25 protein-coding genes, 1 other RNA gene and 2 other annotated features are annotated in these 24,775 nt (G+C 43.1%); of the genes, 21 read left to right on the top strand and 5 right to left on the bottom strand.

The features are described 5' to 3' along the window. Positions 1-130 precede the first annotated feature (130 nt). The 5 genes from ACYH0L_RS12405 (at position 131) to ACYH0L_RS12385 (ending at position 4,859) form a co-directional block, all read left to right on the top strand. A complete protein-coding gene (locus ACYH0L_RS12405; protein ID WP_180275524.1) occupies positions 131-301 on the top strand; it encodes a YrzK family protein in 171 nt (56 codons plus the stop codon). Positions 302-359: 58 nt separating this feature from the next. Then, positions 360-599: a binding site (T-box leader), on the top strand. Positions 600-672: 73 nt separating this feature from the next. Beyond that, a complete protein-coding gene (gene hisS / locus ACYH0L_RS12400; protein ID WP_099727758.1) occupies positions 673-1,947 on the top strand; it encodes a histidine--tRNA ligase in 1,275 nt (424 codons plus the stop codon). Between the two features lie 18 nt (positions 1,948-1,965). After that, positions 1,966-3,744 (top strand): aspartate--tRNA ligase, encoded by a 1,779-nt coding sequence (gene aspS, locus ACYH0L_RS12395; RefSeq protein WP_099727807.1) that lies wholly within the window; start codon positions 1,966-1,968, stop codon positions 3,742-3,744. 77 nt (positions 3,745-3,821) lie between these two features. Further along, a non-coding RNA gene (gene ssrS / locus ACYH0L_RS12390) (6S RNA) lies at positions 3,822-4,002 on the top strand. Positions 4,003-4,094: 92 nt separating this feature from the next. Continuing rightward, the gene (locus ACYH0L_RS12385) at positions 4,095-4,859 is read left to right on the top strand and encodes a tRNA threonylcarbamoyladenosine dehydratase (protein ID WP_099727757.1); all 765 of its coding nucleotides are present in this window, start codon (positions 4,095-4,097) and stop codon (positions 4,857-4,859) included. A 32-nt stretch (positions 4,860-4,891) separates the two neighbouring features. Here the strand turns inward: ACYH0L_RS12385 and ACYH0L_RS12380 are convergent, their stop codons facing one another. After that, positions 4,892-6,157, bottom strand: a complete 1,266-nt coding sequence (locus tag ACYH0L_RS12380) for a replication-associated recombination protein A (RefSeq protein WP_099727756.1) — start codon at positions 6,155-6,157, stop codon at positions 4,892-4,894. A gap of 207 nt (positions 6,158-6,364) precedes the next feature. Between ACYH0L_RS12380 and cymR the strand changes: the two genes are divergently transcribed. From cymR to ACYH0L_RS12340, 8 genes are all read left to right on the top strand, one after another. Next, the gene (gene cymR, locus ACYH0L_RS12375) at positions 6,365-6,784 is read left to right on the top strand and encodes a cysteine metabolism transcriptional regulator CymR (protein WP_099727806.1); all 420 of its coding nucleotides are present in this window, start codon (positions 6,365-6,367) and stop codon (positions 6,782-6,784) included. A gap of 18 nt (positions 6,785-6,802) precedes the next feature. Next, complete coding sequence (locus ACYH0L_RS12370; protein WP_099727755.1) at positions 6,803-7,945, top strand: cysteine desulfurase family protein; 1,143 nt, start codon at positions 6,803-6,805, stop codon at positions 7,943-7,945. A 95-nt stretch (positions 7,946-8,040) separates the two neighbouring features. Continuing rightward, complete coding sequence (mnmA, locus tag ACYH0L_RS12365) at positions 8,041-9,159, top strand: tRNA 2-thiouridine(34) synthase MnmA (protein WP_230030508.1); 1,119 nt, start codon at positions 8,041-8,043, stop codon at positions 9,157-9,159. Between the two features lie 62 nt (positions 9,160-9,221). Further along, the gene (locus ACYH0L_RS12360; RefSeq protein ID WP_230030507.1) at positions 9,222-9,875 is read left to right on the top strand and encodes a tetratricopeptide repeat protein; all 654 of its coding nucleotides are present in this window, start codon (positions 9,222-9,224) and stop codon (positions 9,873-9,875) included. A gap of 19 nt (positions 9,876-9,894) precedes the next feature. Further along, on the top strand, positions 9,895-12,279 hold the full coding sequence (recD2, locus tag ACYH0L_RS12355; protein WP_099727752.1) for an SF1B family DNA helicase RecD2: 2,385 nt from the start codon (positions 9,895-9,897) through the stop codon (positions 12,277-12,279). Between the two features lie 91 nt (positions 12,280-12,370). Then, the gene (locus ACYH0L_RS12350) at positions 12,371-12,829 is read left to right on the top strand and encodes a PRC-barrel domain-containing protein (protein WP_230030506.1); all 459 of its coding nucleotides are present in this window, start codon (positions 12,371-12,373) and stop codon (positions 12,827-12,829) included. Between the two features lie 13 nt (positions 12,830-12,842). Beyond that, positions 12,843-13,034, top strand: a complete 192-nt coding sequence (locus ACYH0L_RS12345; protein ID WP_003216308.1) for a hypothetical protein — start codon at positions 12,843-12,845, stop codon at positions 13,032-13,034. 20 nt (positions 13,035-13,054) lie between these two features. Then, positions 13,055-13,186 (top strand): YrzQ family protein, encoded by a 132-nt coding sequence (locus tag ACYH0L_RS12340; protein ID WP_078061693.1) that lies wholly within the window; start codon positions 13,055-13,057, stop codon positions 13,184-13,186. Positions 13,187-13,222: 36 nt separating this feature from the next. Here the strand turns inward: ACYH0L_RS12340 and ACYH0L_RS12335 are convergent, their stop codons facing one another. The 4 genes from ACYH0L_RS12335 to ACYH0L_RS12320 form a co-directional block, all read right to left on the bottom strand. Beyond that, positions 13,223-13,873 (bottom strand): amino acid ABC transporter permease, encoded by a 651-nt coding sequence (locus ACYH0L_RS12335; protein WP_099727751.1) that lies wholly within the window; start codon positions 13,871-13,873, stop codon positions 13,223-13,225. Between the two features lie 15 nt (positions 13,874-13,888). Continuing rightward, positions 13,889-14,542, bottom strand: coding sequence for an amino acid ABC transporter permease (locus ACYH0L_RS12330; RefSeq protein ID WP_099727750.1), 654 nt, complete (start codon positions 14,540-14,542; stop codon positions 13,889-13,891). Between the two features lie 80 nt (positions 14,543-14,622). Continuing rightward, a complete protein-coding gene (locus ACYH0L_RS12325) occupies positions 14,623-15,432 on the bottom strand; it encodes a transporter substrate-binding domain-containing protein (RefSeq protein ID WP_283775112.1) in 810 nt (269 codons plus the stop codon). A 13-nt stretch (positions 15,433-15,445) separates the two neighbouring features. After that, complete coding sequence (locus ACYH0L_RS12320; RefSeq protein ID WP_099727748.1) at positions 15,446-16,174, bottom strand: amino acid ABC transporter ATP-binding protein; 729 nt, start codon at positions 16,172-16,174, stop codon at positions 15,446-15,448. Positions 16,175-16,398: 224 nt separating this feature from the next. On the opposite strand from ACYH0L_RS12320, the gene ACYH0L_RS12315 reads away from it, so the two are divergent. The 8 genes from ACYH0L_RS12315 (at position 16,399) to ACYH0L_RS12280 (ending at position 24,757) form a co-directional block, all read left to right on the top strand. Next, positions 16,399-17,463 (top strand): AI-2E family transporter, encoded by a 1,065-nt coding sequence (locus tag ACYH0L_RS12315; RefSeq protein WP_099727747.1) that lies wholly within the window; start codon positions 16,399-16,401, stop codon positions 17,461-17,463. 43 nt (positions 17,464-17,506) lie between these two features. After that, positions 17,507-17,715, top strand: a binding site (T-box leader). Positions 17,716-17,795: 80 nt separating this feature from the next. After that, positions 17,796-20,432, top strand: a complete 2,637-nt coding sequence (gene alaS / locus ACYH0L_RS12310) for an alanine--tRNA ligase (protein ID WP_230030504.1) — start codon at positions 17,796-17,798, stop codon at positions 20,430-20,432. An 89-nt stretch (positions 20,433-20,521) separates the two neighbouring features. Continuing rightward, positions 20,522-20,788 carry an IreB family regulatory phosphoprotein gene (locus ACYH0L_RS12305; protein WP_024718370.1) on the top strand — a complete coding sequence of 89 codons (267 nt, stop codon included), beginning with the start codon at positions 20,522-20,524 and terminating at the stop codon, positions 20,786-20,788. A 3-nt stretch (positions 20,789-20,791) separates the two neighbouring features. Beyond that, entirely contained in the window at positions 20,792-21,208 is a 417-nt protein-coding gene (gene ruvX, locus ACYH0L_RS12300) for a Holliday junction resolvase RuvX (protein ID WP_099727745.1), read from the top strand. A 15-nt stretch (positions 21,209-21,223) separates the two neighbouring features. Then, positions 21,224-21,505, top strand: coding sequence for a DUF1292 domain-containing protein (locus ACYH0L_RS12295; RefSeq protein WP_099727744.1), 282 nt, complete (start codon positions 21,224-21,226; stop codon positions 21,503-21,505). 152 nt (positions 21,506-21,657) lie between these two features. Next, a complete protein-coding gene (locus ACYH0L_RS12290) occupies positions 21,658-22,227 on the top strand; it encodes a biotin transporter BioY (protein ID WP_230030503.1) in 570 nt (189 codons plus the stop codon). After that, entirely contained in the window at positions 22,227-23,687 is a 1,461-nt protein-coding gene (locus ACYH0L_RS12285; protein WP_249705071.1) for an acyl-CoA synthetase, read from the top strand. The genes ACYH0L_RS12290 and ACYH0L_RS12285 overlap by 1 nt, the downstream gene beginning before the upstream one ends. After that, the gene (locus ACYH0L_RS12280; RefSeq protein WP_327925172.1) at positions 23,672-24,757 is read left to right on the top strand and encodes an acetyl-CoA C-acyltransferase; all 1,086 of its coding nucleotides are present in this window, start codon (positions 23,672-23,674) and stop codon (positions 24,755-24,757) included. The genes ACYH0L_RS12285 and ACYH0L_RS12280 overlap by 16 nt, the downstream gene beginning before the upstream one ends. The last annotated feature ends 18 nt before the right edge of the window (positions 24,758-24,775 follow it).

Raw genomic sequence — 24,775 nt, 5'->3', positions numbered from 1 at the left:
TTTTCCCCTCCCTTGTAAAACCGATGAATGTTAATTCGTTATGTAATGGATGAATTCCTTGCAGTTTCCCTAATAAAAATGAATCAATCTGTTTATACTAGATAAAAATGTGATAAAAGGATGTACAAACATGAGATTAAGCAGAAAATTAGGACGAGTGCAATATAATGGACATCGTGATATTGATCGCTGGCAGCACGACGAAATGGATCAACCAGGCTTCCTTGAAGAAACGGCATCTGAATATGGATGTACGTCAAAAGAAGAGCTGGAAAAGAAAAAGAGGCAAGGCAAGGGTTGACAGAGTGGCAGCACCGACCTTATTATAATATAAATCAACACACTTGAAAATTTAAAATGTGGAACTGATGATAGAGAATAGTAGGGTAAATTGCGTGAGCAGAGAGGAATCGCCTTAGGCTGAAAGCGAATCCGCATGGCATTTATCACGAAAGAACACTCTGTAGGTTTCCTGCTGAACACTCTAAAAATGAGTCATTAGGCGGAGAACGTGAATCTGCGTTAAGGATTTGAGCGGGAACATGGCTAGTTCATGTTCCAACTAGGGTGGCACCACGGGTATAACTCTCGTCCCTACTATACACATAGTAGAGGCGGGGGTTTTTTATATGTCCACATAAAAAATGAATGATGGTCGTAGGAGGACGAAAAATGAGTTTTAATATTCCAAGAGGCACACAGGATATTTTACCTGGAGAGTCAGAACGCTGGCAGTATGTTGAACAAATAGCGAGAGATACATGTGCAGCCTTTCAATACAAAGAAATTCGCACACCGATTTTTGAGCATACGGAGCTGTTTGCACGAGGAGTAGGCGAATCAACCGATATCGTTCAAAAAGAGATGTACACATTTGAAGACAAAAAAGGACGCAGCATCACACTTCGCCCAGAGGGAACGGCTTCAACAGTACGTTCTTATGTTGAAAATAAACTATTTGCACAGCCGGCGCAGCCAACAAAGCTGTATTACATTGGACCAATGTTCCGCTATGAGCGTCCGCAAACGGGAAGATATCGTCAATTTTATCAATTTGGAATTGAAGCGATCGGTTCAAAGGATCCAGCCATTGATGCAGAAGTCATTTCACTTGCGATGAGTGTTTATGAGAAAGCAGGTCTTTCTAACTTAAAGCTCGTCATTAACAGCCTTGGTGACAAAGAGAGCCGAGCAGATTACCGCAAAGCACTTGTCGAGCACTTTGAGCCAAGAATTGATGAATTCTGTCATGACTGCCAAATTCGTTTACATCAAAATCCATTACGTATTCTTGATTGTAAAAAGGATCGTGACCATGAGCTGATGGAAACGGCTCCATCCATTCAGGATTACTTAAATGAAGAATCACGGACTTATTTTGAAAAAGTCAAACAATACTTAACAGATGTAGGCATTGACTATGTCGTCGATCCGAACTTAGTACGCGGTCTTGATTACTACAATCACACGGCATTTGAGATCATGAGTAATGCTGAAGGCTTTGGCGCCATTACAACATTAGCCGGCGGCGGCCGTTATGATGGACTTGTTGAAGGAATTGGCGGCCCTGAATCACCAGGCATCGGTTTTGCTATGAGTATTGAGCGTTTCCTATCCGCCATTGATGCAGAAAATATTGAGCTGCCGTTACAAGATGGCATTGATCTATACATTGCTGCACTAGGAGATCAAGCAAAAGATTATGCTGTTTCATTGTTGAACCGCCTGAGAAAAGAAGGCATTTCAAGTGAAATGGATTATACAGGGAAGAAACTTAAAGCACAATTTAAATCGGCAGATCGCCTGAAAGCCAAGTTTATTGCCGTTCTTGGTGAAGATGAACTGGCGCAGCAAATTGTGAATGTGAAAGATACGACAACGGGTGAACAAATTGAAGTGAAGCTTGATGAGCTGATTCAAATGATGAAAGCCCACCAGAAAGCGTAAAGAAGGAGTGGAATGTTTGTGTTTGGTAGAACTTTTTATTGTGGAGAAGTAACAGAAGACCAAATCGGTCAAACCGTTGTATTAAAAGGATGGGTACAAAAACGACGTGACCTTGGCGGATTAATCTTTATTGATCTGCGTGACCGTACAGGCATTGTACAAGCTGTCTTCAATCCAGACCTATCAAAAGAGGCGCTTGAGACAGCAGAATCGATTCGTAATGAATATGTTCTTGATATTAAAGGAACGGTTGTCGCAAGAGAGGAAGCAACAATCAACCCAAATTTAAAAACTGGTAAAATTGAAATTCAAGTCGAAACGGTCACAGTTTTAAACGAAGCAAAGACCCCTCCTTTTGTGATTTCAGATCAAGCGGACGAGGTATCAGAAGATGTGCGCTTAAAATACCGTTACCTAGATCTTCGCCGTCCTGCGATGTTTGAAACGATGAAAATGCGACATGAAGTAACAAAAGCATTCCGCCATTTCTTAGATGACAACGGCTTTCTAGATATTGAAACACCGATTTTAACAAAAAGTACGCCAGAGGGTGCGCGTGACTATCTTGTTCCAAGCCGTGTACACGAGGGAGAATTCTATGCCTTGCCTCAGTCTCCGCAATTATTTAAACAATTGCTGATGGTCTCAGGGATGGATCGTTATTATCAAATTGCTCGCTGCTTTAGAGATGAAGACTTGCGTGCTGACCGCCAGCCGGAATTCACACAAGTCGATATTGAAATGTCCTTTATGAGTCAAGAGGACATCATGACGCTTGCTGAAGAGATGATGTCAAAGGTGATGAAAGATGTCAAAGGTGTTGAGCTTACATTGCCATTACCACGTATGACATACGATGAAGCAATGAATTCTTATGGATCTGATAAACCAGATACACGTTTTGAGATGAAGCTTGTCAACATTTCAGACACCGTAAAAGACTCTGATTTCAAAGTCTTTAGCGGAGCTGTGAAAAATGGCGGAGCTGTCAAAGCCATGAATGTAAAAGGGGCTGCAGCCAACTACTCTAGAAAAGACATCGATGCACTTGGTGCATTTGCAGCCAACTACGGTGCAAAAGGTCTTGCTTGGCTAAAGGCTGAAGGGACAGAATTAAAAGGACCAATAGCTAAATTCTTTGATGAAGCAAAGCAAGCAGAATTAAAGGATCAGCTGCAAGTGGAAGAAGGCGACCTTTTACTCTTTGTTGCAGATAAGACATCTGTTGTCCATGATGCGCTTGGAGCACTTCGTCTAAAACTTGGCAAAGAGCTTGAACTCATTGATGAGTCTGCCTTCAATTTCTTATGGGTTGTCGATTGGCCGCTGCTTGAAAAAGATGAAGAAGAAGGCCGCTTCTATGCTGCCCATCATCCTTTCACTATGCCAGTTCGCGATGATCTTGAATTAATGGAAACAAGCCCAGAAGACATGAAGGCGCAGGCTTACGATCTTGTGCTCAATGGCTATGAGCTTGGCGGAGGTTCTATTCGTATTTTCGAAAAGGACATTCAAGAAAAAATGTTTGGTTTACTTGGCTTTTCGAAAGAAGAAGCTTACGATCAGTTCGGCTTCCTTCTGGATGCGTTTGAGCATGGTGTTCCTCCGCACGGCGGAATCGCGCTTGGTCTTGACCGCTTAGTGATGCTGCTTGCAGGCCGATCTAATCTAAGGGATACGATCGCGTTCCCGAAAACCGCGAGTGCCAGCTGCGTTCTCACAGATGCTCCTGGCCATGTAAGCGAAGCGCAGCTTGATGAGCTGAGTTTAGCCATTAAAACAAAAGTAAAACAGTAAAATAGGCGCATGTTTACAGGGATGTAAACGCTTGAAAAAAGGGCATGCCTATGATATGCTTTCATCAATCAATAAATAAAGTCCTGATACGTACGGTGGTTACCTAGTTTTGACCGAACATTTTTTTATACGGGAGCTTGCCTTTCCTTTCTGCATAAATGCCTCATTAGAGGACTTATAAAGAAAGGAAGAAAGCACCCACCTGCATGGTGCGGGGTTCAAAACGAAGGAAAAGCTGGCGGCGTCATCGGGACTTTTTTGTGTTTTTTTCTTTTTGAGAAGGATGACGGAGAAGTCTGAATATGATATGATTCTTTCGATTCATTTTAAATAAAGGTGGAGTGAGGCACTTGTTACATCAGTTTTCAAGAAACGAGCTTGCCATTGGCAAGGAAGGCTTAGATATATTAAAAAACAGTACAGTTGCAGTGCTTGGAGTGGGCGGCGTTGGTTCATTTGCAGTAGAGGCACTCGCTCGTTCAGGCGTTGGCCGTATTGTTCTTGTTGATAAAGATGATATTGATATTACAAATGTGAATCGCCAGCTGCCGGCATTACTTTCAACGGTTGGTCAGCCAAAGGTTGACTTAATGCAGGCTAGAATCGCTGATATTAACCCAGAATGTGAAGTTGTTGCCTTAAAGATGTTTTATACAGAGGAAACATACGAGCAATTTTTTGAGTATCCACTTGATTATGTCATTGATGCGTCAGATACCATTCACTATAAAATTCATTTAATGAAAGAATGTTTAAACCGCAATGTGAACATCATTTCGAGTATGGGTGCTGCAAACAAAACAGATCCGACACGCTTCAAAATTGATGATATATCAAAAACACATACGGACCCTATTGCAAAAGTCGTGAGAACACGTCTGCGCAAGGAAGGCATTCGTAAGGGGATTGAAGTCATTTTCTCTGATGAAAGTCCAATTGTCATTCGTGAAGATGTCAGAAAAGAAGTTGGAAATGATGAAGCGAAGATTCGTAAGGCGCAAATGCCGCCGTCATCCAATGCATTTGTCCCATCTGTTGCCGGGCTGATCATGGGTGGTCATGTCATTATGAAGCTTTTAAAAGATATTCCGATTACACGTGTGAAAGATAAATAAACAGCCCGCCTGCTAAAACGCAGGGGGCTGTTTTATTTTTGTCGTTTTAAATTCTCATAGACCTGCTTCAGTGCACCTTCAAATTTCCCTGTTTGCTTCGGTTCATAATATTGCTTGTTTTTAAGCGGGTCAGGTAAATATTGCTGCTTCACCCAGCCGTTGTCATAATCGTGTGGATATAAATAATCGACGCCTCTTCCGAGTGCTGTTGCCCCTTTATAGTGAGCATCTTTTAAATGAACAGGGACTTCACCGATTTTCCCTGTACGAATGTCATGCAGCGCCGCATCAATCGCCTTATAAGCCGAGTTTGATTTTGGAGAGAGGCAGAGCTCGATGACGGCATTGGCCAGCGGAATACGGGCTTCGGGGAAGCCGACCCTCTCTGCTGTTTGGACAGCACTTAATACGCGGGGGCCTGCCTGTGGACTTGCTAAGCCAATATCCTCGTAAGCCATCACGAGTAATCTTCTTGAAATGCTTTCAAGGTCTCCTGCTTCAATCAGTCTGGCAAGGTAATGCAGCGCCGCATCTGCGTCAGATCCTCTGATGGATTTTTGAAAAGCTGACAGGACATCATAATGAGCATCACCGTTTTTATCATGCGAGAAGCTCTTTTTTTGTAAACATTCTTCTGCTGCGGCAAGTGTGATGAAGATGTGTCCAGTGTCATCTGCTTTTGTCGATAAGACCGCTAGTTCTAACGCGTTTAAAGCAGAGCGTACATCTCCTCCGCATCCACTAGCAAAGTGATTCATTGCCTCATCATGGACCGTCACCGAATAGCCGCCAAGCCCGCGATGTTCATCCTGTAATGCCCTTGTTAACGCGGTTTTGATTTGCTCTGTTTCAAGCGGCTTCAGCTCAAATATTTGTGTCCGGCTTCGGATGGCAGGATTGATCGCATGATAGGGGTTGGCTGTGGTGGCGCCAATTAAAATAATCATGCCATTTTCTAAATAAGGAAGAAGGAAATCCTGTTTTCCTTTATCCAGCCTGTGGACTTCGTCTAAAATGAGAATCACCTGCCCGCTCATTTTCGCTTCAGCGGCGACAGCTTCCATATCTTTTTTGTTATGAATGACCGCATTCAATGTCCGGAAAGCAATGCTTGTACTCCCGGCGATCGCAGTCGCAATTGATGTTTTGCCGATGCCCGGCGGTCCGTATAAAATCATCGAGGATAAATGTTTCGCCTCGACCATCCGTCTAATAATTTGACCTTCTCCAACGAGATGCTCCTGCCCAATGATATCTCCAATATGGCTTGGGCGCATCCGATAAGCTAAAGGTTTCATGATTATCTCTCCTAAAGCAATGTCTTGTTTGTATAGAGTACCGAAATTTCTTCAAATAGAAAAGGGATGCGTCCTCCTCTAGAGCTCAGAACCCGCAAATGAAAGTTGGCTTAAAGTATGATATAATTGCTTTTGGTCTATATATCGCGTATATGAAATCAGAAAAATAATTGATGACATAGAATAGGAAACGCAGAGGTGTTTAACTTGAAAATTTCAACTAAAGGCAGATATGGTCTGACGATCATGATCGAATTAGCCAAAAAACATGGCGAAGGCCCTACATCATTAAAATCAATCGCTCAAAACAATAATTTGTCTGAGCATTATTTAGAGCAGCTTGTATCACCGCTTCGAAATGCCCGTCTTGTGAAAAGTATCCGCGGGGCATATGGGGGTTATGTTCTTGCCCATGAACCAAACGAGATCACAGCCGGTGATATTATTCGTGTATTAGAAGGACCTATTAGTCCTGTCGAAGTCATCGAAAACGAAGAACCAGCAAAGCGTGAACTTTGGATTCGTATTCGTGATGCAGTAAAAGACGTACTGGACAATACAACTCTTGAAGACTTGGCAAGCTACACAGATGACGGGGATCAAGACGCGTATATGTTCTATATTTAGATCAGAGGTGTACCGGAAATGGAACGAATCTATTTAGATCATGCGGCCACAACGCCTATGGATCAGCGTATTGTGGACAAGATGATGCCTTACTTTACAGAGATATTTGGCAATCCCTCTAGTATTCATTCATATGGGCGCGAGGCAAGAAAGTGGCTCGATGAAGCAAGAGAAGTCATTGCAGGAGAATTACACTGTAAACCGCAGGAGATCATCCTCACAAGTGGAGGAACAGAGGCGGACAACCTTGCCATCACAGGTGTTGCAATGGCAAGGCAGCATGAAGGCAAACATATCATCACAGCGAAAACAGAGCATCATGCGGTGCTGCATACATGTGAACGCTTAGAGAAGCTTGGATTTGAAGTGACGTATTTAGACGTTGATCACACTGGATTGATTCAACTTGATCAATTAAAACAAACACTCAGAGATGATACGATTCTTGTCACCATCATGTACGGCAATAATGAAACAGGTGTGATTCAGCCGATCAAAGACATTGGCGAACTTCTAAAAGATCACGCTGCTCATTTTCATACAGATGCGGTGCAGGCGTTTGGCACAATACCAATTGATGCAGCAGATCTTCATATCGATCTCTTATCTGCTTCTGGCCATAAGCTAAATGGTCCGATGGGAACAGGCTTTTTATATGTCAACGAACGCGTGAAACTTTCTCCGCAGTCATTTGGAGGAGAACAAGAAAGAAAACGCCGTGCTGGTACTGAAAATGTGGCAGGAATCGTGGGACTTGCAGAAGCTGTTCAATTAACAAAGCAAAATAGAAGAGAAAAAGCAATACATTATGGTAAGCTCAAAGAAACCATGCTGCAAGTATTCGAAGAGGAATCACTAGATTTCTCTATCAATGGACATCCAAAAGAGACATTGCCGCACATTTTAAATGTTCATTTCCCGGGCGTCTCCATTGAATCGTTACTTGTAAATTTAGATATGGAAGGGATTGCTGTTTCAAGCGGATCTGCATGTACGGCTGGATCTGTCCTTCCTTCGCACGTTTTAAGCGCCATGTATGGCGAAGAAGCAAAAGAACTGACGTCCTCAGTCAGAATAAGCTTCGGTCTTGGAAATGAAGAGGATCATGTGAAGCAGGCGGCGCACAAAATAGCGGCTGTTGTTAAACGCCTAGCCAAATAAATGCTCTCCTTTTGTTCGTGTGTGAAAAATGAAGCAGCCAGGCACCTGAAGAACGAAACGCGCACGTTGTTTCATTGAAATTGGAGTTGATGAAGATGACAAAAAGACCAGAAGACACAAGAGTTGTGGTCGGTATGTCCGGAGGAGTCGATTCATCAGTTGCTGCTCTTATGTTAAAGGAGCAAGGCTATGATGTAATCGGCATATTTATGAAAAACTGGGATGACACAGATGAAAATGGTGTATGTACAGCAACGGAGGACTATGAGGATGTCATTCGCGTTTGTAACCAAATTGGAATCCCTTATTATGCAGTGAATTTCGAGAAGCAATATTGGGACAAAGTGTTTCAATATTTCCTTGATGAATATAAAGCGGGCAGAACGCCAAACCCAGATGTCATGTGTAACAAAGAAATTAAGTTCAAAGCATTTCTTGAGCATGCATTGTCACTCGGTGCAGATTATTTAGCAACAGGCCACTATGCCCGTGTCGATAGAACTGGCGATGAAGTCAAAATGCTAAGAGGTCTTGATGCAAATAAAGACCAAACCTATTTCTTAAATCAGCTGACTCAAGAACAGCTTGATAAAGTGATGTTCCCAATCGGTGATTTGGAGAAGAAAAGGGTTCGTGAATTAGCAAAAGAAGCAGAGCTCGCTACAGCAACAAAAAAAGATTCAACTGGCATTTGCTTTATTGGGGAAAGAAACTTCAAAACGTTCCTCAGCCAATATTTGCCTGCACAGCCTGGCGTGATGCAGACGATGGACGGAGAAGTAAAAGGTGAACATGATGGACTGATGTATTACACGATCGGTCAGCGCCAAGGACTTGGCATTGGCGGAAGCGGTGATCCTTGGTTCGTCGTCGGGAAGGACTTGGAGCAAAATGTATTGTTTGTAGAACAAGGCTTCCACAATCCCCTTTTATATTCTGAAAGTATTTCAGCCGTTAATATAAGCTGGACTCGTCCTCATATTGTTGACGAAAACGGTGAATTAACATGCACAGCAAAATTCAGATACCGTCAAGAAGATCATCATGTGAAAGTCAAAATGACAGGTGAGCAAGAAGCGATGGTCATCTTTGAAGAACCCGTTCGTGCTGTCACCCCAGGACAAGCGGTTGTTTTTTATGATGGTGAAGAATGTCTTGGCGGCGGTACAATTGACGATGTCTTTAAAGACGGTCAAAAGCTGTCGTATGTGTAACATGTTTTAAAAAACCTCAACGTCGCTGTTGAGGTTTTTTAATGAAAGGATGATGAGAGCAAATGAACCATAACGAGATCGGCATAGAAGCTTTAAATCAAGGGAACATCGAAAAGGCAGCTGAAGCTTTTACAAAAGCCATTGAAAAAAGCCCAAAGGATCCAGTTCCATATATTAACTTTGCAAACTTACTGTCAAGTATCAATGAATTTGACCGCGCTTTAAACTTCTTTCAAAAAGCGATTGAACTCGATAGCACGGCAGCTGCGGCCTATTATGGAGCAGGAAATGTGTACACATTAAAAGAAGACTTTATGAAAGCGAAAGACTACTTTGAACAAGCACTAAAAGCTGGAATGGAAAATAGTGATTTGTTTTATATGTTAGGGCAGACGCTCATCAAATTAGAGCAGCCAAAGCTTGCGATGCCGTACCTTCAGCGTGCGATTGAGCTAAACGAAGAAGATAATGAAGCAAGATTTCAATTTGGCATGTGCTTAGCCAATGAACACATGCTGGAAGAAGCGGTGACGGCCTTTACCGAAGTCGTCGCACGTGATCCGCAGCATGCAGATGCCTTTTATAATTTAGGAGTTGCGTATGCGTATTTAGAGAAAAAGGACGAAGCGCTTGAGATGCTAGAAAAAGCCATTGACGTGCAGCCTGACCATATGCTGGCACTACATGCGCAAAAGCTGATTCAAGAGGCAGAATAGACGGAAGGAGGGAAGACCTGTGCAGGAACATCCAGATCAAATGAAGCTTGAGGACGAGCCGTTTTTAAAAGGGACGGTTCAAGCTGTTATTTTCCATAATGAAAGTAATTTATACTCGGTGTTAAAGGTGAAAGTCATTGAAACATCTGAAAACTTAGAGGAAAAAACAGCATCTGTCACAGGCTACTTCCCAGCACTTCATGAAGACGAAACCTACACCTTTTACGGCAAAGTCACAAGCCATCCGAAATTTGGTGAACAGTTTCAGGCGACTCATTTTCAAAAGGAAGTGCCGACAACAAAGCAAGGGATTATTCATTATCTCTCAAGTGACTTATTCGAAGGGATAGGGAAAAAGACAGCGGAAGACATTGTGGGGCAGCTCGGCAATCAGACGCTTCATAAAATTATGCGTGACCCGTCAGTTTTGTATGACGTTCCGCGCCTATCAAAAAAGAAAGCAGATAAGCTGGCTGCAGCGCTTCAGGAGCATCAAGGGCTGGAACAAATTATGATCAGCCTGAATCAATATGGCTTTGGCCCGCAGCTCAGTATGAAGATTTATCAAGTGTACGAGAGTGAAACCTTGCAAAAGATCGAGGAAAATCCCTATCAGCTCGTCAAAGATGTAGAGGGGATCGGATTTATTAAAGCAGATGAGCTCGGTGCTAGAACAGGGATATCAGGAAATGACCCAGAGCGAATCCGTGCAGCCTTGCTATATACAGTCGAGACAGCGAGCCTTCAGGACGGTCATACGTACATACAAACAAAAGATCTGATCGTTGAAACCCGTAAGCTGCTCAATCAAACAAGCAATGAGTACAAAGTGACTGAAATGGACGTTGCCAATCAGATTTTGGCACTTGGCGAAGGGAAAGAGATGATCATTGAAGATGACCGCTGTTATCATCCGTCCTTATTTTATGCGGAGCGAAGTGTCGCCAAACGCATTCAAAAAATCGTCTCCCAAACGGAATATGCAGATCAATTTCCTGAATCAGAATTCCTTCTTGCACTTGGTGAGCTGGAGGAAAGGCTAGGCGTGCAGTATGCTCCGACACAAAAGGAAGCGATTCAAAAGGCGCTCATGTCCCCGATGCTGCTTTTAACAGGCGGGCCTGGGACAGGGAAAACAACCGTCATTAAAGGAATTGTCGAGCTCTATAGCGATCTTCACGGTGTATCTCTTGATCCGAGTGATTATAAAAAAGATGAATCCTTTCCATTTGTGCTTGCGGCGCCAACTGGACGGGCGGCTAAACGGATGACAGAATCAACAGGGCTTCCAGCTGTGACCATTCACCGCCTGCTAGGCTGGAATGGATCAGAGGGCTTCTCACATGATGAGGAACAGCCGATTGAAGGAAAGCTTGTCATCATTGATGAATCGAGTATGCTAGATATTTGGCTTGCGAATCATTTGTTTAAAGCGATCCCTGATCACATTCAAGTCATTATGGTAGGAGATGAACATCAGCTTCCGTCTGTCGGACCGGGCCAAGTCTTAAGAGACTTACTTGCGTCACATGCTGTACCAGCTGTTACGTTAACTGATATTTACCGGCAGGCAGATGGTTCTACCATTGTTGAACTTGCACACGATATGAAAAATGGCGTCCTGCCAAAAGATATCACTGCACGCTCGAAGGATCGGTCCTTCATTCAATGTTCAGCTGATCAAATGAAAGAAGTCATTGAAAAAGTTGTCAGCAATGCTGCTCAAAAAGGCTATTCAGCAAAAGATATTCAGGTGCTGGCGCCCATGTATAAAGGAAAAGCAGGCATCAATGAGCTCAATAAAATGCTTCAGCACATTTTGAATCCTAAAAAGCCAAAAGGCAGAGAAATCCCGTTTGGTGATGTGGTGTACCGGACGGGAGATAAGGTGCTGCAGCTTGTGAATCAGCCGGAAAACAACATTTTTAACGGTGACATTGGTGAAATTGTCTCGATTTTTTATGCGAAAGAAAACACAGAAAAAGAAGACATGGCTGTGATTTCCTTTGATGGGAACGAAATCACCTTTACGAAAAAAGATTTTCATCAATTTACCCATGCCTATTGCTGCTCCATTCACAAATCACAAGGCAGTGAATTTCCCATCGTTGTGCTGCCAGTCGTAAGAAGCTATTACCGAATGCTTCGCCGAAATTTGCTGTACACAGCCATTACACGAAGCAAAAAGTTTTTAATTCTGTGCGGCGAAGAATCAGCACTGGAGTGGGGCGTGAAAAATAATGAGGATTCCCTCAGACAAACGTCCTTAACGAGGCGCCTTGTTCAAACCGAAGAGGTCATGGATGCGGAGCTTGCAGCGCTCCAAAAAGAGCTTCCGTTTAGCGTACATGACGCAAATATTGGCATGGAGGGAATCACTCCGTTTGATTTTATGCAAGAGTAAATGGCTTCCTTCATGGAAGCCATTTCTTCGTATGAGTCATGAAACAAACGCACACGATAAGACTGTTCCGCAAAAGGTGGTTGAGCACATTTTGAGAACATGTCGAGAGCTTGAAGGAATGTCGATCTATACAGGTGAGCAGTCTCATTCACTTGGTGCCATCAAAGATATTTGCTTATTAGCCGGCGGCAGCTGCGGGGGATATGTGTTAGATGGGAAAAAGAAAGACTGTGCACTCATTCCATTCTCAGCTGGCGATAAGCTGACAGACAAAGGTCTATATGTGAGCTGCCAGGAGGGAGTAGGAATAGATTCCTCTGTCCCATCCTTATTATTTTCGAAATTGAAAAAGAAAATGATGCAATCACCTGAGGGTGAAAATTTAGGCATATTGGAAGATGTATACTTTTGCGCAAATTCGGGCACAATCGTAGCATATGAACTCTCGGACGGCTTCTTTACAGAGCTATCAGGGATTCGAAAACAGCTGCATGCTGCCGGAACCTTGATGAACGTTCAAAAGGAAGCACTTGTTCTAAACCGAACGTAAAGAGGTGCTGATTATGCTCATTTGCCCAAATTGCAAATGTAAAGACATCGGAAAAATTGGGGTCAATCAATATTATTGCTGGGGCTGTTTTATTGAATTGACGCTGTCAAAAGGTAAAATATCTACACACCAAGTGGAGGAAGACGGTACACTAAGCAGTTTAGATGATCTGTTTAGTGATGATGAACGTTCAATTCAACTATAAGTGTTAAGGGGGAATTTCGAATGGGCAAAATGACTTCTTCACTATTAACGCTTGGTGCAGGTGCACTAGCATATCACTTTGCGAGTCGATATGATATGCCATCGAAGCGGGATATGAAAAAGCTAAGAAAACGTGTTATGCGTATGCTTTAAACAAAAGGGACATCCACCATGAGCGGATGTCCTTTTTTATGCCTGTTTGTATTCTAAACGGCGTGCAAGTAAGGATAAGCTGAAATTGACGACAAAATACATCATCGCCGCTAATAGGAAAATTGGCAGTAAGTACGATTGACTCTGACCGTTTAAAATTTGTGCGTGATGCAATAATTCTGGAAGAGCAATGACAACGGCAAGCGATGTATCCTTTAAAAGTGAAATAAATTGACTCACAATCGGCGGTACCATTCGGCGTAAAGCCTGCGGCATAATAATTATTTTTAACGTTTGGATATAGGTTAAACCAGAAGACCTGGCAGCTTCGACCTGACCTTTATCAATTGATTTTAGACCGCTCCGAATAATTTCTGACAGCATGGCTGATTCAAACACGGTTAAAGCTGCTATGGCAGAGGCTGTAATGCTTAGTTTGATGCCGATTTCAGGCAGTGCAAAATACGTAAAAAAGATGATCAGCAAAAGCGGCAGGTTCCGAATGGTTTCTACGATGACCGCAAGCACCTTTGATAAAACCGGAATTTGAGCGAACCGCAATGTGCCAATGACTAATCCAATGAGAAAGCTCAAAATGATGGAGATAAAAGCCACTTTTAAGGTGACAGCAAATCCTTCAAGTAAAAAGGCGAGATGATCAGGCTGGTAGGCACCTATAAAATCCATTATGTTTCCTCCTTTCTAGTGGCTTCTTGCTAATCTTTTTTCTAAATAACCAACGCCTAAACTGAGCGGAATCGTTAATAGCAGATAGAACATGGCAACAAAGATGTAGACATCAAATGTCACAAATGTTCTAGAAGCGATCAGGTCTCCTTGATACATGAGATCAAACCCTGCAATGACACCTAGAATAGAGGAGTTTTTGACAAGGTTAATAAATTGATTCCCAAGAGGGGGGACGACAATTTTAATCGCTTGCGGAAGAATAATATATCGCATCGTCCCGCCGTATGAAAGACCAGAAGCCCGTGCTGCTTCCATTTGCCCAAGCGGTACAGCTTGTATACCTGCTCGAATGGCTTCAGCAATAAATGCAGAAGTATAAATGGAAAGAGCTATGGTTCCAGCTGTGAAGCCATCTGCCACAATACCAAGCACAGGTAAACCAAAGAAGAAAACAAATGTGATTAATAATAACGGAATATTCCGAATAAATTCCACGTAAGCCGTTCCTAACCAGTTGAGCGGCTTCAGTGGAGCAATTCTCATAATGGCAATGAGTGTACCGATCAAAAAGCTTCCAATCAAAGCAATGACACTTGCGCTAATGGTATATTTAAACCCTTCTAAATAAAGATTGAAGTTTTCAGTTAAAATTGAAAACCGCAGCAATCAGTTCACTTCCTTCCTGGTCAACAGGGGAGCCAATGAGCGGCTCACCTGTGGGCATTGATCTTGACTTAGTCAAACGATTATTCTTTGATCCATTTTTTATGAATCTTGTCATACTCTCCATTGTCTTTTAAAGTCTTTAACGCTTTGTTAATGGCATCTGTCAATTCTTGATCCCCTTTTTTCACAGCAATGCCATAAGGCTCATCTGTAAAGGTGCCGCCGACGACTTCGTAATTTGAATCCTCGTCTGCCATACCAAATAAGATGGCATTATCTGTTGTAAGCACTTGCCCTTGGTTTGATTTTAGTGCTGTAAAGGCTTCCTGATAGTTTTCAAATTCTAAAACAGATGCTTCAGGTGCTTTCTCGCGGATGTTTTGAGACGAAGTAGAGCCTTTCACTGCAAGCACCTTCGTCCCTTTTTTCAAATCATCAATTGATTGAATGCCGCTTCCTTTTTTCACAAGCAGTGATTGTCCTGCTTCAAAGTACACATCTGAGAAATTGACTTCTTTTTTGCGCTCTTCTGTAATGGTCATGGTAGCAACAATTGCATGGATATCACCTTTTTGCAGCAAAGGGATTCTTGTTTTAGATGTTACTTCTTTGAATTCTGCTTTTCCTTCATCGCCCAGCATTTCCTTTGCGATGGCTTTTGCAATATCAATATCAAATCCTTCGATGTCTCCGCTGCTAGGATTTTTTAGACCAAAAAGACGTGTGTCATTTTTTACGCCAAAAATGATTTTTTTGTCTTTCTTAATGGCTTCTAATGAACTTCCTTGCTTCGCATCAGTCGAGCCTTTTTCAGTAGAACCACAAGCAGCCAGAGCGGCCATACAGCAAGTCATAAAAAGTAATAGACCAAAACGTTTCAATTTTTTCATCAAACCATTCCCCCTAGTGATTTAAAATACGGCTTAAAAATAACTGAGCACGTTTCTCACGCGGTTTTTCATAAAATGCAGCGGGTGTTGATTCTTCAAGGATTCTGCCTTCATCAATAAAGACAATGCGGTCAGCCACTTCCCGGGCAAACCCCATCTCGTGCGTAACGACAACCATGGTCATTCCTTCTTGGGCCAGCTGTTTCATCACATCTAGTACCTCACCGATCATCTCTGGATCAAGAGCGGATGTTGGTTCATCGAAAAGCATGACCTCAGGTTTCATAGCGAGTCCCCTTGCAATGGCAACACGCTGCTGCTGTCCCCCGGAGAGTCTTGAAGGATAGGTGTCTGCTTTTTCAGGAATGCCGACTTTATTTAAATAAAATTCAGCTGTTTCCTTTGCTTCTTCCTTGCTCACTTTTTTGACCTTCATTGGCGCAAGCATAATGTTTTCAAGCACTGTCTTATGCGGATAAAGATGAAAGTGCTGAAACACCATCCCGATATTTTGCCTGACAAGATTGATGTTGGTCTTCGGATGCTGGACAGACACTTGGTTGACGAGTACTTTTCCCTCATCAATGCTTTCGAGACGATTGATGCACCTGAGCATAGTGCTTTTACCAGACCCTGAAGGACCGATGATCACAACAACCTCACCTTTTTGAATATGTAGGTTCATGTCCTTAAGTACATGGAACTGGCCATAATGCTTGTTGACTTCTTCGAATGTGATCATGAAGAACCTCCTCTTGTGTTTATTTGGCTAAAGTGGATACTAGCATACCTTGTGTGAAAAGAAGTAAAAAATGGAATGTTTTCTGACGAGATTTTACAGCAAACAGTGACGTTGGATGGAGCTGTATGTTTCATGTATATTCATTTTTAACAAAGTTAGGACAAATTTTATTTACATGGATAATTGCAGAAGATGGTTAAACAATAAGAAAAGAGGTGAAAAAGGTGAAGAAACGTCCGATCCAATTTCTAATATATGCTGCAGGTGTACTGCTTGTCCTTGCATCCTTACTCATTTTGGTTCAGCTCGACGAATTGTGGATGCCCATTTTTTTATTACTAAAAGCGGTTCTTATTCCGCTGCTCATCGCCATTTTTATTTCTTATCTGCTTTATCCTATTATCGAAAGACTGCACGGGCAAGGCTGGCCTAGAACAGTCAGTCTCTTATTGATTTATGTGCTGTTTTTTGGCGGGATTGGTTTTGCGGTTTACAAAGGGGCGCCTGTCATGATTACGCAGTTAAATGAGCTGTCAGAACAAATCCCTGTGCTTGCCGAAACCTATAATGGCGCTTTATCTCATATTCATCGTCATACAAGCCATTGGCCTGACGGGCTTCACGATCGGCTGGATCGTTTGATTGTTCAATCGGAAACATATGCAGCAAATGGGGCAGAGCGGATGATTCTTAGCTGTAAAGTATTATTGGATTACGCATTAGTCGCAGCGCTTATTCCTTTTCTTGTCTTTTATATGGTGAAAGATATGAATACAATGAAGCGGGCTGCATGGTATTTAACGCCATCGAGATTCCGAAAGAGAGGCCACGCTTTTGTGAAAGCGGTGGACGACTCGCTTGGTAATTATATTAGAGGACAATTGCTTGTCTGTTCTTTAATTGGGGGGGCAGCAGCCATTGTTCTCTGGCTGTTTCATATTCCGTATCCGCTTGTCCTTGGCATGCTGATTGGGGCAACGAATGTGATTCCGTACTTTGGTCCGATTATTGGGGCGATTCCTGCTGTCTTTATTGCTTTTACCATTTCGGTGAAGTCGGTGATGATTGTGCTGATCACAGTGGCTGTTTTGCAATTTTTGGAAAGTAATATACTCAGTCCGATCATCGTTGGGAGAAGTCTCCATATGCATCCTGTCGTTATTATGCTTGTTTTGCTCGCAGGAGGAGAGTTGTTTGGTTTAATTGGGATGATTTTAGCCGTACCAACTGCCGCTATTATCAGGGTCATGATTGTGCAATATATCCTGATGAGACGAAGCGTTCATTGACAAGACGAGCCGAGTTGTCTATAATAATTTCGATTCATACATATTGAATTCAATGATGGACCCGAGTACGTTAAAAAGCTGTTGCAGAGAGAGGCTTTATTTTGCTGAGAAAAGCCTTATCAGACCTTTAACGGAAGCTAGTCCTGAGTGCAGATAAACACTGCCGCTCTCTTCCGGCGTTATCGGATGTGAAGGTGATAGACGAATATGTCTATAATCAGGGTGGTACCGCGAGAACATCTCGTCCCTGTGTAAGTAGTTTTATGCTTGCATAGGGCGGGATGTTTTTCGTTTGTGTGGAGATTGATGAAATGAAAAGGGAGGATTTTTAAATGAAAACTTTAACTTCTGCTCAAGTACGTCAAATGTTTTTAGACTTTTTTAAAGAAAAAGGACATGCTGTAGAACCGAGTGCGTCCCTCGTACCGCACGATGATCCAACACTTTTATGGATTAACAGCGGGGTTGCGACATTAAAAAAATACTTTGATGGCCGCGTGGTTCCTGACAATCCGCGTATTTGTAACGCGCAAAAATCTATTCGTACGAATGATATCGAGAATGTTGGGAAAACAGCCCGACATCATACGTTCTTTGAAATGCTTGGCAACTTTTCTATTGGTGACTATTTTAAAGAAGAGGCCATTGATTGGGCTTGGGAATTCTTAACGAGTGACGAGTGGATTGGCTTTGATCCGAATCTGTTATCTGTCACTGTACATCCAGAGGACGAAGAAGCGTATATTCTTTGGAGAGATAAAATTGGTGTACCTGAAGAACGTATTATTCGCCTTGAAGGCAACTTCTGGGATATTGGCGAGGGGCCGAGTGGGCCGAATACAGAAATTTTCTATGACCGCGGCGAAGCATATGGTCACGACTTGAACGATCCAGAATTATATCCAGGCGGGGAAAATGAGCGTTATCTAGAAGTATGGAATCTTGTGTTCTCTGAATTCAACCATAATCCAGATGGTACATACACACCACTGCCGAAGAAAAACATTGATACAGGGATGGGTCTTGAACGAATGGTATCTGTCATTCAAAACGTACCGACGAACTTTGATACAGATCTATTCATGCCGATTATTCGTGCTGTAGAAACCATCTCTGGAGAAAGCTATGGGGAGACGAAGGAAAAGGATACAGCATTTAAAGTTATTGCTGACCACATCCGGACTGTTGCCTTTGCCGTAAGTGACGGAGCGCTTCCTTCCAATGAAGGCCGCGGATATGTGTTAAGACGTTTGCTGCGCCGTGCCGTGCGTTATGCAAAAACGATCCATATTCACCGTCCATTTATGTATGATCTAGTGCCAGTTGTTGCTGAGATTATGAAGGATTTCTATCCAGATGTACAAGCAAAAGAAGAATTTATTGCGAAAGTAATCAAAAACGAGGAAGAACGTTTCCATGAAACACTGAATGAAGGGCTAGCCATTTTGTCAGAAGTGATCAAAAAAGAAAGAGACAATGGCAGCTCACAGATTTCAGGCGAAGATGTATTTAAGCTGTATGACACGTACGGATTCCCTGTCGAGCTGACAGAAGAATATGCAGAAGACGAGAACATGACAGTCGATCGAGAAGGCTTCCAGACGGAGATGGAGAAGCAGCGTGAACGTGCAAGAAATGCGAGACAGGATGTCGGCAGTATGCAGGTTCAAGGCGGGGCTCTAGGTGATATTAAAGTAGAGAGTACCTTCGTTGGATACGAAAATTTAACTGCGGCATCCCGCATTGTCGAATTGCTTCAAAATGGTGAAATTGTCGCGGAAGCACATGAAGGAGAAACGGTGCAAATCTTATTAGATGAAACACCTTTCTATGCTGAAAGTGGTGGACAAGTAGCCGATAAAGGGACATTAAAAAGCGCAGAAGCCATCATTGAAATCAAAGATGTGAAAAAGGCGCCAAATGGTCAGCATGTCCATGAAGGAGTGGTCGTAAGCGGTACGGCTCAAAAAGGACTTGAAGTGACTGCTGAAGTGGAATCAGCTCTGCGAAAAGGCATTGTGAAAAACCATACAGCGACGCATCTCTTGCATCAGGCGCTAAAAGATGTATTAGGCAGCCACGTCAACCAAGCAGGCTCGCTGGTGAACGAAAACAGACTTCGCTTTGATTTCTCTCATTTTGGACAAGTGACAAAAGAAGAATTGTCACAGATTGAAAAAATCGTCAACGAAAAGATTTGGGAAGGCATTTCTGTTGCGATTGACCTAAAACCGATCGCTGAAGCAAAAGAAATGGGCGCAATGGCGCTGTTTGGTGAGAAATATGGCGATATTGTCCGCGTTGTCCAGGTAGGCGATTACAGCATCGAGCTATGCGGCGGCTGTCACGTTCAAAATACTGCGGAAATCGGTTTGTTTAAAATTGCGTCTGAATCGGGTATTGGTGCTGGAACACGCCGTATTGAGGCTGTGACTGGTAAAGGTGCCTACGAAGAATTAAATGACCAGCTGGCCATTTTAGAGCAGGCAGCTAGTGAGCTTAAGTCAAATACGAAAGATGTACCAAAACGCATCGCTTCATTGCAGGCAGATTTAAAAGAGGTTCAAAGAGAAAACGAATCTCTTCTTGCGAAACTAAGTCAGGCCGAAGCAGGCTCTATTTTAGAAAAAGTCAAAGACATTGGCGGAGTGAAAGTGTTAACAGAAAAAGTAAACGCCAAAGACATGAACCATTTAAGAACAATGGTAGATGATTTAAAAGCCAAATTAGGGTCAGCTGTCATTGTGCTCGGAGCCGTTCAAAATGGAAAAGTAAACATTTCAGCAGGAGTGACAAAAGACGTTATCGAAAAAGGTCTTCATGCAGGGAAGCTTGTCAAGCAGGCAGCTGAAATCTGCGGCGGAGGCGGAGGCGGACGTCCAGACATGGCGCAAGCAGGCGGGAAACAACCAGAAAAACTTGAAGAAGCACTGGCAATTGTCGAAGAATCTGTCAAATCCGTTTTATAATCAGGCAATGTAGTGTAGAATAATGGTATTAGATGAGCGGTTAGAAAAAAGCTTGCTAGTAGAATGTTGGAAGAGAGGTGCAAGAAGCAGTGAGTTCATTTGATAAGACAATGAAGTTTAACTTCTCTGATGATTCAGCTGAAACCAATGTGAATGAAGTGCTCATTACAGTCTATGATGCACTCCAAGAAAAAGGATATAACCCGATCAATCAAATTGTCGGATACTTGCTGTCAGGCGACCCTGCATATATTCCAAGACATCAGGATGCACGCAACCTAATTCGTAAACTAGAACGAGACGAATTAATTGAGGAATTGGTTAAATCGTACTTAGAGACACATAAAGAGGCGTAAAACATGAGAATTTTAGGCTTAGATTTAGGCACGAAAACCCTTGGTGTTGCGATCAGTGATGAAATGGGATGGACAGCGCAAGGGATTGAAACAATTAAAATTAATGAAGCAGGCGGAGACTTTGGTCTCAGCCGCCTGTCTGAGATCATTGCGCAATACGGAGCGGATAAAATCGTACTTGGCTTTCCAAAGAATATGAATGGTACGGTCGGTCCTAGAGGCGAAGCCAGCCAATCATTTGCGAAAGTGTTAGAAAACACGTACAATGTTCCTGTTGTGCTTTGGGACGAGCGTCTGTCGACAATGGCAGCGGAAAAAATGCTCATCTCTGCAGATGTGAGCAGACAAAAGCGTAAAAAAGTCATTGATAAAATGGCGGCTGTCATGATCCTTCAAGGGTACTTAGACAGCTTAAATTAAAATGAGGTGAATCAAATGGAACACGGAGAAAAGCAAATTACAATCGTTGATGATAATGGAAATGAACAGCTTTGCGAAGTACTATTTACTTTTGAAAGCGACCATTTTAACAAGTCATATGTCCTTTACTACCCAATTTCTGAGCAGGACAACGAAGAAATCGAAATTCATGCATCAAGCTTCACACCGAACGAAGACGGTGAAGATGGCGAGCTAAAGCCAATTGAAACAGATGAAGAGTGGGACATGATCGAAGAAACGTTAAATACGTTCTTAGATCAAGAAGACGAAGAATAGAACAAACAAAAGGCCTGTGAATATGATCTTAAGTGATCTTTTTTCACAGGTTTTTTTTACGCCTGATATGTTAACTTGAATAAATTTTAGGTTGACATAAATCACTCGAGCTTTTACTCTATTTTTATCAAGGAATCGAGTGAGGGGCATGAATGTTGAAAATTCAAGATATGATGCAAATGGCGTTAATGACAGCAGTCGTCGGGATGTTAGGGTTGATCCCGCCGATATTACTTACGTTTACACCAGTACCAATCACATTGCAAACTGCAGGTCTTTTGCTTGCTGGGGGGCTGTTAAAGCCAAAACAAGCGCTGATCAGTTTACTTCTTTTTCTCCTGATTGTGGCAGCAGGCGCACCTCTTTTATCTGGAGGAAGAGGCGGGATTGGGGTCTTTTTTGGACCAAGCGGTGGTTTTTTACTGGCTTATCCAGTGGCTGCCTTTATGATCAGCCTGTGGCTGAACCGGCTGAAAAAAGTGACCGCTCTGCGTCTTTTTATGATCTATGCGGTATGCAGTATCGGGATTCTGTATGTATGCGGCATTCCTTTTCAAGCCATGATGATGCATATAAAGGTCACACAGGCAGCTCTGCTCAGTTTGATCTATATCCCAGGTGATCTCATCAAAGCTGGAATGTGTGCCGTCTTCACGATGAAAATCATCCAAGCAATGTCATATCGAAAAAGGGACATACATAAAGGGAGGCGAGCGGTTTGATTAGAATAACTGAAAGCTATGCAGCACATGCAAAAATGAAGCCAGATCATATCGCCATCATAGATGAACAAGAGAGCATCACTTATCAAGATTGGCATGAGCGTGTGCAGACATCAGCACAGTGGCTAAATGAAACGGCTCATCAGCAAAAAAGAGTCGCTTTTTTAGTATCAAATGGTGCTTCTTTTCTACAAATATTTGCTGGAGCGGCTTGCGCAGGGTGGACAGCCGTTCCTCTTGATCCGAGGTGGAGTCATGAAGAATGTGTAGAAAAGCTCTTGTTAAGTGAAGCAGATCTCGTCATTATTGAGGATCGATATATGAGAAGATTTGAAAAGATCAAGGTAGACATGCTTGTTCTTTCTTTATCTGAATGGAAAGAAAGAATGAGCCTTATCACACACGTTCAATCTAACAAACACGATACCGAGGAAGATCCTGCCTTTTATATGGGGTTTACTTCAGGATCAACGGGTTCACCCAAAGCCTTTATGAGGCGTCAGCATTCATGGATCGAGAGCTTTCGAATGACGGCCTCTGAATTTGGGATCACTCATCAAGATCATGTTCTCATTTTAGGCACACTTTTATCCTCTCATTTTTTATATGGTGCCATCAGTACACTATACTTTGGCGGCACGGTGACGCTATTACAAAAATTCACGCCAGAGAAAGGAAAGGCTGCCTTAGAAAGGGGAGACATCACTGCTGTTTATACGGTCCCTACCATGACAGAATCATTACTGCAAATTGATGCTTTCGGAGACACTCCGCTTCTCGTCATATCCTCTGGGGCGGATTGGGGAATCTCTTCAAAAAAACAACTAGTAACCAACGATCCACATGTCACATTTTTTGATTTTTATGGAACATCAGAGTTGAGTTTTGTCTCCTATTTATCTTCAAATGATTTTCTGCAAAAACCTACTTCTGTTGGACGGCCTTTCTCTACGATTCAAGTTGAAGTGAGACGAGCAGATCAAACCGTCTGTCAGCCAAATGAAACAGGGAGAATTTATGTGAAAAGCCCGATGTCTTTTTCAGGTTACTTACACGAGGAAAAACAGCCAGAGGAGTGGCTGACGGTCTATGATATGGGGTGGCTGGACGAAGATGGGTATTTGTATATGAGCGGCCGTGAGAATGGCATGATCGTCTATGGAGGACTGAATATTTTTCCAGAGGAAATTGAGCGTGTGCTAAATGAACAGCCAGAGGTGAAACGGTCGATCGTAATAGGCCTTCCTGATCCATATTGGGGTGAAATCCCTGTTGCCATTATTGAACAAGTACAGCAGACAAAGAGCATTAGGCAAGCTGCCAAAGAAAAACTGGCGGCTTATAAGATACCAAAAAAATGGCTTGTCATTGACCAAATGATCGAAACATCCGGCGGGAAAATCGCTCGTGCCAGCATGAAAAAGTGGGCGGAGGATCAATTGTCATGCAAGCAGTCATAGTGGAAGCAAAACGAACACCCTTCGGTGACAAAAACGGGATGCTGAAGGATTATCGCCCAGAGCATTTAGCGGCGCCCCTTATTCAGCATTTGTCTCAGCTGAGGAAGCCAGATGACGTGATTTTAGGTAATGTGGTAGGGGGTGGCGGAAACATTGCTCGCCTGTCCTCATTAGAAGCAGGGCTTTCTCGACACATTCCCGGCATGACCATTGACAGGCAGTGTGCCTCTGGTCTTGAAGCGATTAGAACGGCTTGTGTCATGGTTCTATCGGGGGAGGGATCAATGTATATTGCTGGCGGGACTGAGAGCATTTCCAGATCACCGATGAAAGAAAGAGCCCGCTTTTCGCCGGATTGGATAGGAGATCCGCATATGGGAGAAGCAGCAGAGCTGACCGCATCAAGATTTTCTGTCACGAGAAGAGAACAAGATGACTATGCGCTTTTAAGCTGGGAGAGAAGTATAGAGGCATTCAAACAAGGAACGTATTCAGAAGAAATTGTTCCGATTGACGGGCTGAGCACAGATGAAGCGGCCGCTAAAATAAGACCGATCGCAAGGCTGATTAAGCGGGCAAAGCCTGTCTTTTTATCAGAAGGAACTGTGACTGTAACCAATAGCTGTAAGGAAGCCGACGGCGCAGCCGCAGTCGTTGTGATGGAAAGAGCGGAAGCAGAGGCCAAAGGCTTAAAGCCTAAGTTACAGTATGTCGGAAGTGCTGTGACGGCGATGCATCCGCATTTTCCTGCTGCTTCACCCATTGATGCGATCAAGAAACTCTTACATAGGGAACAGATGAAGATAGAAGACGTGGCGCTGTTTGAAATCAATGAAGCGTTTGCGCTGAAAGTGGCGCTGATTGCTCGGACGCTAGGAATACCTTATGACCGGATCAACAGAAGAGGCGGTGCACTTTGTCTTGGGCATCCGTACAGCGCATCGGGAGCTGCTATGATGGTGAGGTTATTTTACGAAGCTCACGCCTTACCGAAAGGAAGCTATGTCATGGCTGCCATTGGCAGTGGCGGTGGTGTTGGTTTAGCCGTATTATGTCAAGTTCTGTCATGAGATGCATGGGCAAGTAAT

It is taken from the genome of Bacillus sp. MC1252 (genome assembly GCF_056838025.1).
This window is presented reverse-complemented; position numbering and strand designations above follow the sequence as displayed.